Annotated in this window: 13 protein-coding genes; all 13 read right to left on the bottom strand. The window is 46.5% G+C overall.

Features of this window, described 5'->3' with window-relative positions; genetic code table 11:
• Window positions 1–768 (bottom strand): ribonuclease HII, encoded by a 768-nt coding sequence (locus tag HWY38_RS09180; RefSeq protein WP_007611398.1) that lies wholly within the window; start codon window positions 766–768, stop codon window positions 1–3.
• Between the two features lie 72 nt (window positions 769–840).
• On the bottom strand, window positions 841–1,689 hold the full coding sequence (gene ylqF / locus HWY38_RS09175) for a ribosome biogenesis GTPase YlqF (protein ID WP_007409766.1): 849 nt from the start codon (window positions 1,687–1,689) through the stop codon (window positions 841–843).
• Window positions 1,690–1,831: 142 nt separating this feature from the next.
• The gene (rplS, locus tag HWY38_RS09170; RefSeq protein WP_003154288.1) at window positions 1,832–2,179 is read right to left on the bottom strand and encodes a 50S ribosomal protein L19; all 348 of its coding nucleotides are present in this window, start codon (window positions 2,177–2,179) and stop codon (window positions 1,832–1,834) included.
• A gap of 140 nt (window positions 2,180–2,319) precedes the next feature.
• The gene (trmD, locus tag HWY38_RS09165) at window positions 2,320–3,051 is read right to left on the bottom strand and encodes a tRNA (guanosine(37)-N1)-methyltransferase TrmD (RefSeq protein ID WP_003154289.1); all 732 of its coding nucleotides are present in this window, start codon (window positions 3,049–3,051) and stop codon (window positions 2,320–2,322) included.
• Entirely contained in the window at window positions 3,048–3,572 is a 525-nt protein-coding gene (rimM, locus tag HWY38_RS09160) for a ribosome maturation factor RimM (RefSeq protein WP_003154290.1), read from the bottom strand. Before rimM ends, trmD begins: the two co-directional genes overlap by 4 nt.
• Window positions 3,573–3,576: 4 nt before the next feature.
• Entirely contained in the window at window positions 3,577–3,963 is a 387-nt protein-coding gene (locus HWY38_RS09155) for a YlqD family protein (RefSeq protein ID WP_003154291.1), read from the bottom strand.
• 90 nt (window positions 3,964–4,053) lie between these two features.
• The gene (locus tag HWY38_RS09150; protein WP_007611392.1) at window positions 4,054–4,299 is read right to left on the bottom strand and encodes a KH domain-containing protein; all 246 of its coding nucleotides are present in this window, start codon (window positions 4,297–4,299) and stop codon (window positions 4,054–4,056) included.
• On the bottom strand, window positions 4,299–4,571 hold the full coding sequence (gene rpsP, locus HWY38_RS09145; protein WP_003154296.1) for a 30S ribosomal protein S16: 273 nt from the start codon (window positions 4,569–4,571) through the stop codon (window positions 4,299–4,301). Before rpsP ends, HWY38_RS09150 begins: the two co-directional genes overlap by 1 nt.
• 105 nt (window positions 4,572–4,676) lie before the next feature.
• Complete coding sequence (gene ffh, locus HWY38_RS09140; protein ID WP_007409763.1) at window positions 4,677–6,017, bottom strand: signal recognition particle protein; 1,341 nt, start codon at window positions 6,015–6,017, stop codon at window positions 4,677–4,679.
• A 13-nt stretch (window positions 6,018–6,030) separates the two neighbouring features.
• On the bottom strand, window positions 6,031–6,363 hold the full coding sequence (locus tag HWY38_RS09135; RefSeq protein ID WP_003154299.1) for a putative DNA-binding protein: 333 nt from the start codon (window positions 6,361–6,363) through the stop codon (window positions 6,031–6,033).
• Between the two features lie 121 nt (window positions 6,364–6,484).
• Entirely contained in the window at window positions 6,485–7,255 is a 771-nt protein-coding gene (locus HWY38_RS09130; RefSeq protein WP_224181696.1) for a phosphotransferase family protein, read from the bottom strand.
• Window positions 7,256–7,336: 81 nt separating this feature from the next.
• Window positions 7,337–8,326 carry a signal recognition particle-docking protein FtsY gene (gene ftsY / locus HWY38_RS09125; protein WP_003154301.1) on the bottom strand — a complete coding sequence of 330 codons (990 nt, stop codon included), beginning with the start codon at window positions 8,324–8,326 and terminating at the stop codon, window positions 7,337–7,339.
• A gap of 19 nt (window positions 8,327–8,345) precedes the next feature.
• Window positions 8,346–11,906 carry a chromosome segregation protein SMC gene (gene smc, locus HWY38_RS09120; RefSeq protein WP_224181695.1) on the bottom strand — a complete coding sequence of 1,187 codons (3,561 nt, stop codon included), beginning with the start codon at window positions 11,904–11,906 and terminating at the stop codon, window positions 8,346–8,348.
• Window positions 11,907–11,976: the final 70 nt, after the last annotated feature.

The raw sequence follows: 11,976 nt of genomic DNA, 5'->3' as shown, positions 1-11,976 counted from the left end.
CTAACAATAAGATTGAACGGGAGCGAACGTTTTTCGGTGAATAGTTGTCGGTCCGTATGCCTGAAGAGCTTCAAGATGTTCTTTCGTTCCGTAGCCTTTATTTTTTTCAAAGCCGTACATGGGATAGGTTTTGGCGTACTCAGCCATGAGACGGTCCCGCGTTACTTTTGCTATGCAGGCTCCGGCGGCAATTGACACGCTTTTGGCATCCCCTTTTATAACTGATGACTGCGGAATGTCAAGCGGAAGGGTCATGGCATCAACAAGCAGATAATCAGGTGTTTCCGTTAAAGCATTGACGGCTTTTACCATCGCCAGTCTCGCGGCCTCATAAATGTTGATCCGGTCAATGACGTCCGCATGGACAATGCCGACTCCTACAGCCGCCGCTTCTTCCGTGATCCGGCTGTAATACTCCTCGAGCTTCTTTTCCGACAATTTCTTCGAGTCCGTGAGACCGAGAATCTCGCATTCTGCCGGCAAAATGACGGCGCCGGCGACAACCGGTCCGGCAAGCGGCCCTCTTCCGGCTTCGTCAACACCCGCAATCAGGCGGAAGCCCTTTTTGGATGACAGTCTTTCGTATGCCGTCATGTTCAGCCATTGCTCTTTAAGAGCTTTTTCCTTCGCGTGCTTTTTCAGCCATTGCTCTAAAAGCGTCTGTACGCTTTTTCTCGGGTCTTTCTCACATTGGGCAAGGAAGGGGTCGCTTTCGTCCCTGACCTCTTGCAGGCGTTCTTTTACGCTTTTTACGGTTAATGTATTCACGTTCTCTTCTCCCTTACATTATGTATATCGGTATTCTGCGGAAAAAATAAAGACCCGCATCGCTGCGCGTCTTTATTCTGATGGTGTTTCAAATGAAAGCCTGCCGAATTTTTCCGTCCGGATGTCCCGAATGATGACTTCCGTTGTTTTATCATAGTCAACCATTCCGCCGCCCATCAAACAGCCTCGTTTTTCACCGATCGCGTCGAAAAGAGCGGCGATATCCTCAGGGATTTCCTGAAGTCCGTAGCGCTCCTTCAAGCGGTCGGGATAATGCTCTTCCAGAAAGCGCAGCCCGAAGACGGCCACATCCTGCAGGTTGATAATCGTATCTTTAATCGCCCCGGTGATCGCCAGGCGCAAGCCGACAAGCTCATCTTCAAATTTAGGCCATAAAATTCCCGGTGTATCGAGCAGCTCTAATTCCTTGCCTACCTTTACCCACTGCTGTGAAGTGGTAATGCCGGGCCTGTCTCCCGTCTTGGCAATGTTTTTCTTGGCCAGCCGGTTAATGAGCGTAGACTTGCCGACATTCGGAATGCCGATGATTAATGCGCGGATTGCTCTTGGCCTAACGCCTTTTGCTTTCATTTTATCGAACTTATCTTTCAGCAGCTCTTTTGAGGACGGCACGATTTGATGCAGTCCCTGCCCGTTAACGGAGTTTATTGAAAGAGAGGGAATGCCCTGTTCCTGAAAGTGGTCCTTCCACTGGGCAGTCACAGCCGCATCCGCCTTATCGGCTTTATTTAAAAGCATAATGCGCGGCTTATTTTTTAAAATCTCCTCAATCATCGGATTTCTCGATGACATCGGGATTCTCGCATCCACCAATTCGTATACGATATCAATTAATTTCAGTTTTTCTGTTACTTCCCGTCTCGCTTTAGCCATATGGCCTGGGAACCATTGAATGGTCATGTGACTTCGACACCTGCCTTATTTACCGGAACCGAATGTTCCGATGATCTCTTATGTATTTTACGTTGCTTGTTCTGCTTTTACAAATTTCATATAAAAAAAGAGCCTGTTACGGGTAACAAGCTCTTTTCGTTCGTTATCATTATCGTCTGATTTCTTTAATACGAGCCGCTTTTCCGCGAAGTTCACGCAGGTAGTAAAGCTTAGCGCGACGTACTTTACCGTAACGTACAACTTCGATTTTCGCGATTTTTGGTGTGTGTACAGGGAATGTACGTTCAACGCCAACACCGTAAGAAATCTTACGAACTGTGAACGTTTCGCTGATTCCACCACCACGACGCTTGATCACAACACCTTCGAAGATCTGGATACGCTCACGGTTACCCTCAACAACTTTTACGTGTACACGTAAAGTGTCACCAGGACGGAACGCAGGAAGATCAGTGCGAAGCTGTTCTTTTGTGATATCTTGAATTAGTTTTTGCATCGTTTTCAACTCCTTCCAACAGATGCTCTTGGCCACAACTGCAAGGCACAGCGGAACATCGTTTTCAAGCTTCTGAAGGATAAGCCTCCTTAAGCCACAAGTAGTATCTTATCATATCTTCATCGCCTGCGCAATAGAATCTATTCGTTTTCCCACTCGGAAATCCATTTTCTTTGCTCATCAGTGAGAGGATAGTTTTCAAGAAGATCCGGACGTCTTAAAAAGGTTCTTCTGATTGATTCTTTATTGCGCCATTCTTGTATTTTGGCATGGTTGCCGGACAGAAGGGTCTCAGGCACTTTTAAGCCTTTATAATCTGCAGGCCTCGTATAGTGCGGATGCTCTAAAAGCCCCGTGCTGAAGGAATCCTCCACGTGGGATGCTTCTTTTCCGAGGACGCCCGGCAAAAGCCTGACAACGCTGTCGGCGATCATCATGGCAGGGAGCTCTCCTCCGGTCAGCACAAAATCCCCGATGGAGATTTCATCAGTGACAAGATGTTCCCGAATCCGTTCATCATACCCTTCATAATGTCCGCAAATAAACATGAGATGTTCCTCTTCCGCAAGCTCCTCGGCTTTCTTCTGCGTATAACGCTCACCTTGCGGGCAGACGAGAATAATGCGCGGCTTGGCGTCCGTACCTGCTGTCAGCTTTTCAACCGCATCAAATACGGGCTGCGGCTTTAACACCATCCCGGCTCCCCCGCCGTACGGGTAATCATCAACCGTTTGGTGTTTATTATCCGAAAAAGCCCGGAAATTGATGACGTCAAAACGGACAGCCTCTTTTTCCTGTGCTTTTTGCAGAATGGATGAGCCGAGCACCCCTTGAAACATTTCGGGAAACAGTGTTAAAAAGTCGATTTTCATTCGTCTATTAACCCTTCCATTACATGAATCTTAATTTTCTTCTCATTTATATTAATATCCTTTACCACAGAAGCAATATACGGAATGAGCGCATCTTTTTTGCCTTTTCTTGCAACCACCCATACGTCATTAGCCCCGGGCGTCAAAATTTCCTTCACTGTGCCGATCAGTTCCCCGTCTTCTGACACAACCTCGCAGCCGATGATTTCATGAAAATAAAATTCATCTTCTTCAAGCTCTCCCAAGTCTTCTTCAGGGACTTTGATCACCATGTTTCTTAGGTGTTCAACTTCATTGAGACTCGGCATTTCTTTGAATTGCAGCAGGTGAAACTGCTTGTGAAGCCTGTGGGCGCTGACCGTTACTTTGATTGGCTCCGCAGCCCCTTCCGCAAACAAATAAAGCGTATTGCCGGGCTTGTACCGTTCTTCGGCAAAGTCCGTTTTAGAAATGACCCGCACTTCGCCTTTAATGCCGTGGGTATTTACAATTTTGCCTACATTAAACCATCTGTTTGTCATATTATCACCTCGGGCGGATTTCAATTACTACCCCGTCTTTTATGACGATGGTATTTGCCGCTGTTTTTTCATGCCAGTTATCACCGACATTGATTGAAAGCAGCGCATCGATCTCCTTTTCCTTCACTTCGCTTCCAAGCGGGAGCGACTCTGTCTGGCTTATTTGGAAATCGATCATTTTGATTTTGTCTTGTCTTTTTTCAATTGCTTTTTTAAAAGATTCCGCTACATCGGGATTCTGCTGATCTTTTTCATGTTTTCTAAGCTGAAAATAGAGCTGGCTGCATTCTCGTTCAAGCGTTTGCTTTTTTTCTGCAAAAGAGGCCAAAAGCTTTTCCTTGCTTTGCTCGGTCAGAACCTGCATAACGGTTACCCTGTGAATAATCTGCATAGGACCAGACTCCCCACTCTTCCAACATATTTCTGTTCATTTGCCTTTTTTACGTGTAAAAAAAGGGGAGGTGCCGGCCCTCTCCCTTTTTCAGTCAAATATTTCAAATTGAACTTTCTTAGAAGACTGTGCGCCAGCTGCAAAAACGACGGTTCGAATCGCTCTTGCAGTCCGGCCTTGCTTTCCGATAATTTTACCGGTATCTGACTTATTGACAGATAAGCGCAGCGCAATCTTTTGATCAGTCTCTTCCTTTGTGACCGTTATGTCTTCCGGATGGTCGACAAGCGGAGCCACAATGCTGACAATCAAATCTTCCAAGTTCTGATCAGTCATTACTTGCCTTGTTTAGCGTTGTGGAATTTTTCCATAATTCCTTGGCTTGAGAACAAGTTGCGGACTGTATCAGAAGGTTTAGCTCCTGTTTGAAGCCATTTAAGAGCAAGCTCTTCGTTGATTTTCACTTCAGCCGGCTTTGCAACCGGGTTGTATGTGCCGACTGTTTCGATGAAACGGCCGTCACGCGGTGAACGAGAATCTGCTACAACAATACGATAGAAAGGAGATTTTTTTGCTCCCATACGTTTTAAACGAATTTTTACTGCCATTTTACTAGCACCTCCGAAAATATTTCAACAAGATAGTATATTAACAATGATAAAAGTGTTTGTAAAGTGTTTTTTCTTAACAACGGTTTTATCATGTATAACCGATTACATAAAAGGTAATTTAAAGCCTTTTTTCTTCCCTTTTGTCATGTTGGTCATCTGCTTCATCATTTTTTTCATTTCCTCAAACTGCTTTAAAAGACGGTTGACTTCCTGAACGGATGTTCCGCTTCCTTTGGCAATCCGCTTCCGCCGGCTGGCGTTAATGATATCCGGCTGTTCTTTTTCAAGAACAGTCATTGATTTAATGATCGCTTCCACATGATTCAGCTGTTTTTCATCGACTTGGATGTTTTTTAAGCCTTTCATTTTGCCTGCGCCGGGCATCATTTGCAGCAGTTCGTCAAGAGGCCCCATGTTTCGGACCTGGCCGAGCTGCTCCAGAAAATCGTCCAATGTGAAGCTCATCGTTCTCATTTTCTGCTCAAGCTCTTTGGCTTTGTCTTCATCAACGGTCGCCTGAGCTTTTTCAATCAGCGTCAGCACGTCACCCATTCCGAGAATCCGGGATGCCATCCGTTCAGGATGGAATGCTTCAAGAGCATCGAGCTTTTCTCCCATTCCGGCGAATTTAATCGGCGTTTCGGTGACCGCGCGGATAGAAAGCGCCGCACCTCCGCGGGTATCCCCGTCAAGCTTTGTTAAAATGACACCCGTTAAACCGAGCTGGTCATTAAAGCTTTTGGCGACGTTTACCGCATCCTGACCGGTCATTGAGTCGACGACAAGGAAAATTTCCTCAGGATTTGCGACTTCCTTTACGCCGGAGAGCTCATCCATCAGTTCATGATCGATGTGCAGCCGTCCGGCGGTATCTAAAATCACATAATCATGATGCTCTTCCTTCGCTTTTTCAATCGCCTGTCTGGCAATTTCCACCGGGCTGACCTGATCGCCAAGCGAAAAGACCGGCATATCAAGCTGTTTCCCCAGTGTTTCCAGCTGTTTAATCGCGGCGGGGCGGTAAATATCCGCAGCCACGAGCAGCGGTTTGCGGTTATGTTTTTTGCGCAGCAGGTTGGCAAGCTTCCCCGTGGTTGTCGTTTTACCGGCACCTTGGAGCCCGACCATCATAATAACGGTCGGCGGGCGTTTGGCGACGGCAATTTTGCTTTCTTCGCCGCCCATCAGCTCGGTAAGCTCTTCTTTTACGACTTTAATAACCTGCTGACCGGGTGTCAGACTCTGCATAACGTCCTGTCCGACAGCCCGTTCACTTACTTTTTTCACAAAATCCTTTACGACTTTAAAGTTAACGTCAGCCTCAAGAAGCGCAAGACGAACTTCACGCATCATCTCTTTTACGTCTTGTTCGCTGACTTTTCCTTTTCCGCGGATTTTTGAAATCGTCTTTTGCAGTCGGTCGGCTAATCCTTCAAATGCCATTGTTTGCCGCCTCCTAATCTAATTTCTCAAGCGCTTCAATCAGAGCCGTCATTTTTTCCTCTTCCTGCAACCCGGAAGCAAGCTCTTTCAGCTTTGTAAACATTTCTTTACGCTCCTGAAACTTTTTAAAAAGGAGCAGTTTTTCTTCATATTGTTCAAGCATCGCTTCAGTCCGTTTGATGTTATCGTAAACGGCTTGCCTTGAAACGTCATACTCTTCGGCTATTTCACCAAGGGAGAAATCGTCCAGATAATAAAGCGACATATAGCTCTTTTGTTTTGACGTCAGCAACGACTGATAGAAGTCAAATAAATAGTTCATTCTCGTCGTTTTTTCGAGCGACATTTGAGCTCTCCCCTTTGTTAAGTCAAATCCCTTTACAAAAACTTAGTTTACATGGTTTCAGAGCGTGTGTCAAGTTTTTATCTTGTCAAAGCAGGATGCTCTTTTTACATAATAAGTTTTTTTAAAAAAATTCATACAGACCGTCGTTAAAATACTCGAATTCTTGTTTTGATACACGATAGCGGCAATAGCCTTCGTAAAAAGCATTAAGGCATGCTTCATTTGTGACAAAATGACTGATCGCTAATGATTCATCATATCGCGGATCTCCCGCCGATATTCCCGCAGCATCGATAAACAGATAGACCTCTCCGTCTTTCACCAGCACATTATCAGTCGTGCAGTCACCGTGAATCATTGTCTGCTGAACAGGAACAGGCCTGTACCTGTCCAATTCCTTCAAAAGCTCTGCACTTCCTTCAGCCTGTCCTTTTTTGACATATTCCCCGGCTCGTTTGATTTGCAGATCGAGCCAGTCTGTTTCCGGCTGTAAACCAGAGACCATTTCGGTTTCATGCAGCCGTTGCAGAAACTGGCCGAAACTTTTGATCAGCTTTTTCTTTTCAGTATCCCCTTTTGCTTTTCTTAAAGCCGAAGTCAGGGTGATTCCATCCTCAAATGACATTAGGATATGGCTGGCATGCTGTTCCTGTATCATCCCATAATAAATAGGAACAGGCAGACGACGAGTTTCCGTCAGTTTTTGTAAAACGAAGGCTTCTCTCATTAACCATTCCCGATACTTCTGTTGAAAAGAACTTTTCAGCAGAAATGCGTCTTGGCCGGTCACTATTTTTCGAACGGTTGAAGTGCCTCCCTGTTCATCCAACAGCGACATATGGTTTATCGAGCCGATCTTGCTTTCCAATTCAGCTTTCAGCCACTTGTCCAACAATTGCCCCTCCATTCCGATCTATCAATGGTATAAAAAAACGAGTATAAAACCGTCCATTTTATACTCGTTTTTTATTCATTAATCCTCGGCTTTTTCAACTAAATCAGAAAAGAGACCGTATACGTAAGATTCTGCATCAAACCGCTGGAGATCGTCAACCTTTTCTCCGAGGCCGACCAGTTTCACGGGGATGTGAAGCTCATTGCGGATCGCCAGGACGATACCGCCTTTTGCGGTGCCGTCAAGCTTCGTTAACGCGATACCCGTCACATTCGTCGCTTTGGAGAATTCTTTCGCCTGCGCCATCGCATTTTGGCCTGTCGTCGCGTCCAGCGCAAGGAGAACCTCATGCGGAGCCTCAGGCACTTCGCGTTCGATGACGCGTTTGACTTTTTCAAGCTCTTTCATTAAGTTTACTTTATTCTGAAGGCGGCCGGCCGTATCACAAATCAGCACATCCGCTCCTCTTGCTTTAGCCGCGTGTACGGCATCATAAATAACCGCAGCAGGGTCGCTTCCGGCAGCCTGTTTAATGACAGGCACGCCTGTACGCTCCCCCCACACTTCAAGCTGTTCAATCGCCCCGGCTCTGAAGGTGTCTCCGGCAGCGAGCACAACGGATTTGCCTTCATTTTTCAGCTTATGGGCAAGTTTTCCGATCGTTGTCGTTTTTCCGACGCCGTTTACCCCGACAAGCAGAATAACGTTCAGGCGCCCGTCCTGAATATTTAATTCAGAAATCTGTTCGTCGCCGCTATTATAAATGTCGACAAGCTTTTCAGAAATGACGGACTGCACTTCCTGAGGATCCTGGATGTTTTTCAGCTTCACTTCTTTTTTGAGCTCATCAATCAGCTCCATAACGGTTGTAAAACCGACGTCAGCGCCAATCAGCACTTCCTCAAGCTCCTCGAAGAAATCCTCGTCGACCTTCCGGTAGCGGGAGACGAGTTCGTTCACTTTATTTGAGAAGGAATTTCTTGTTTTTTCAAGACCATCTTTAAATTTTTCAGAGACGGAGTCTGTCTGTTTCGTGATTTTCTCTTTTAATTTTTTAAAAAAGCTCATCTTTCAACCTCTTTCCTCGTTACTGAACGAATTCTTTTGTTTCTTCCAGTTTGACCGAAACCATTCGGGAAACGCCGGATTCCTGCATCGTAACACCGTAGAGGACATCCGCTTCTTCCATGGTGCCTTTTCTGTGGGTGATGACGATAAACTGGCTGTCGCCGCTGTATTTTTTTAAATATTGCGCAAACCTGAATACATTGGCTTCATCAAGCGCAGCTTCCACTTCATCAAGGACGCAGAACGGCACGGGCCTTACTTTCAGAATGGAGAATAAAAGGGCAATGGCAGTCAGCGCCCGTTCTCCCCCTGACAAAAGATTTAAGTTTTGCAGTTTTTTGCCCGGAGGCTGCGCGATAATGTCCACCCCGGAATTAAGAAGATCATTCGGATCAGTCAGCTTCAGTTCAGCCCGTCCTCCTCCGAATAAAGAACGGAACACGTCGTTGAATTGAGAACGGATCTGGACAAACGTTTCATGGAATCGCTTCGTCATTTCAGAATCCATTTCTTCAATGACTTGAAACAGTGTGTTTTTCGCTTCCGTCAGGTCATTTTTCTGCTCTGTTAAAAACTGATACCGTTCGTTTACTCTTTCAAATTCATCGATGCTGCCGAGATTGACCGTTCCGAGCTCTTCAATTGAAAGCTTGATCAGTTTGACCCGTTTTCTCGCATCTTCAGGCTCGAGTTCGAGCTGATATTGTTCTTTAGCCCCTTCAAAGGATAAGCTGTACTCCTCGCGTAAATACTGCAAGAGATTATCAAGCTCGACTTCCATCCGGCCGAGTTTTACCTCTTCATCTTTCAGAATGTCCGTTTTTTGCTTGTACAGACGCTTCATCTCTTTCAGCTCAAGCTCGTTCGTATCAAGCACCCTCTGAAGCTTCACCCGCTGGTCGCGCCGGCTGGCGATCAATTCGATCGTTCTCGTTTTATCGTGAAGCTTATGATGGGCTGCTTCTTCAAGCTGCTCCTCACCGCTTGTGCTGGACGTCATCTCTGAGGTCAGGAGGCTTAAATCTTCCCGTGTTTCTTTCAGAGCGAGCTGCGTTTCTTCAAGCTCTTTTTTCAGCCTTTTGAGGTTGTCTTCCTCACTCGAGCACGCCTGTTCTTTTTTCGCAGCGGCCACTTTACATTCCGTCAGTTCATGAGAGAGCGTTTCTTTTGTTGAGGATAGGGTCTGCTTTTGTTTTGTCAGCTTTTCCATCTCTTCCTCAAGCTCTTTCAGCTGGCCGGATGCCTCACTCAGCTGTTCTTCCAGAGCTGATTTGCGCGTTTCTTTTTCCCGGCTGCTTTCCGTCAGCGATGCTTTCTCCTGATCGTAAAGCTCCAGATGGGTATTGATGTTCTTTTCAGCAACTTCGAGTTCATACAGCCTGCCTTTTACATCCTGCTGCTTTGTTCTGAAAGCTTCACCGTCTTCACGGAGACCGCTCAGCGTATGTTCAAGCTCTTGAATGGCCTGCTTCAGCGTTTTGACCTCTTTTTCAAGCAGAGCTGTTTTTTCTTCCATTTCGGAAAGCCGCGCAGTCACCGTCTCAAGCTCACGGCTTCTGCCGAGCAGAGAATTGTTTTTCTTTTTGACCGCGCCGCCTGTCATTGATCCGCCTGGATTGACGACATCGCCCTCAAGCGTCACGATGCGGTAGCGGTGCCCGAGAAGCTTGGCCAGTTCATTCGCGCCTTTTAAATCTTCAGTGATCAGCACGGTGCCGAGAAGGTTTTGAATGACATTCCGATACGCGGCATCATATGTGACAAGCCCGCTCGCTGTGCCGAGGAAAGACGGATGCTTTGAAGCCGTCTGTTCATCACGGGTTTGGAGCTGGCGCGGTTTCATAACCGTAAGCGGCAGGAACGTCGCGCGGCCGAATGAATTCTGTTTTAAATATTGAATCGCTTTCCGCGCCGCCTGCTCGTCGTCTGTGACAACGTGCTGCGCCGCTGCGCCGAGTGCAATCTCGATCGCCGTTTCATATTTTTGTTCGGTGGCAATCAGTTCGAGAACGGCGCCGCGGATGCCGCCAAGCTGCTCTTTCTGCTTCAGCACTTCTTTTACGCCTTGGTAAAATCCTGAAAAATCGCCTTGCATCGTTTCAAGCATATCTTTTTTGGATCTGGCCTGCTGGACGAATTGATATGCCTGATACAGCGCAGATTCTTTCTTTTCATATTGGCGTTTTTTCTGTTCATATGCTGTCTGGACTTCGCGAAAGCGGACGACCTGATTGTGAATATCCTCTTCAACGGCGGCCAATTCTTCTTCGCACGCCGCTTTGCGGACTGCAATATCGTTTCGTTCTTCAAGGTATTTTTCATTGTTTGCGGTCAGTCTCGCCTGCTGGACCGCAGATTGGGACATCTGGTCATCTAAAAGCTGCAGCTCGTTGCGAATCGACGCCTGGCTGTTTAACAATTCAAAGTAATCGCTTTTTAATTGTTCAATTTTGTCTTCTACATTTTCATTATGCAGACTGAGAGCCTGCTGCTTTTCTTTCACCTGGGCGTTTAACTGCTTCACTTCCGCACGCAGCTTATCATAGACGGCAGACTGTTTTTCAATGTCCGCTTTCAGTTCGGCTTCTTTGTTCGTGTAATGTGTAACGGATTCCTCAAGCTGTTCCCGGTTTTGCGCGGCGTTTTTTTTGCGCTCTTTCAGCACTTCTTTCCGGCCTTCCAGCTTTTCCAGCTCTTCACTTGTCACGAGCAGAACCTGCTGCAGTTCGTTGACGGATTCATCAAGCGCGTGGATTTTATCTCTCGTCTCTTCTATCATCGCTTCTTTTGCGGATAGAGCCGATGATTCCGCCAATTCTTCTTCTTTAGCCGCCTGCACCTTGTCTTTTAAACCCGACCATCTGCCATGCAGTTGTTCGATGTCAAAGGCGGTAAGGGCGATTTCGACATGCTCAAGCTCTTTCTTTTTTTCTAAGTAGTCTTTGGCGATTGATGCCTGGATTTTCAGCGGTTCGACCTGATCTTCAAGCTCGTGGAGAATATCTTCCACCCTGTTTAAGTTATCCTGCGTCTCAAACAGTTTGTTTTCCGCTTTTTTCTTTCTTGTTTTATATTTCAGCACGCCGGCCGCTTCTTCAAAAATACTGCGGCGGTCTTCCGCTTTGCTGCTGAGAATCTCTTCGACTTTCCCCTGGCTGATAATAGAAAATGCTTCTTTCCCGAGCCCGGAGTCCATAAATAAGTCAATGATATCTTTCAGGCGGCACTGCTGATTGTTGATGAGAAATTCACTTTCTCCGGAACGGTACACCCGTCTCGTCACGCTGACTTCGTGGTAATCGATCGGGAGAAAATGATCTTCATTATCAAGCGTTAACGTAACTTCGGCAAGGTTCAGCCGCTTGCGCGAATCACTTCCCGCAAAAATGATATCTTCCATTTTTCCGCCCCGAAGCGAGCGGGCTGATTGTTCGCCGAGCACCCAGCGGATGGCTTCGGTAATGTTGCTCTTTCCGCTGCCGTTCGGACCGACAACGGCCGTGACGCCTTTTACAAAGTCAACGGATATCCGTTCTGCAAATGATTTAAATCCTATAACGTCTAAACGTTTGAGGAACATCCCAGATCCTCCTTATCGTATAAGTATCTCAATATTATCATAATCACCCTCTTATATCAGGCGCAGACAT

Source organism: Bacillus sp. KS1 (assembly GCF_020075515.1).
GTDB lineage: Bacteria > Bacillota > Bacilli > Bacillales > Bacillaceae > Bacillus > Bacillus velezensis.
Note: the sequence above shows the minus strand (reverse complement) of the source record. Positions and strands in the feature narration are given on the sequence as shown.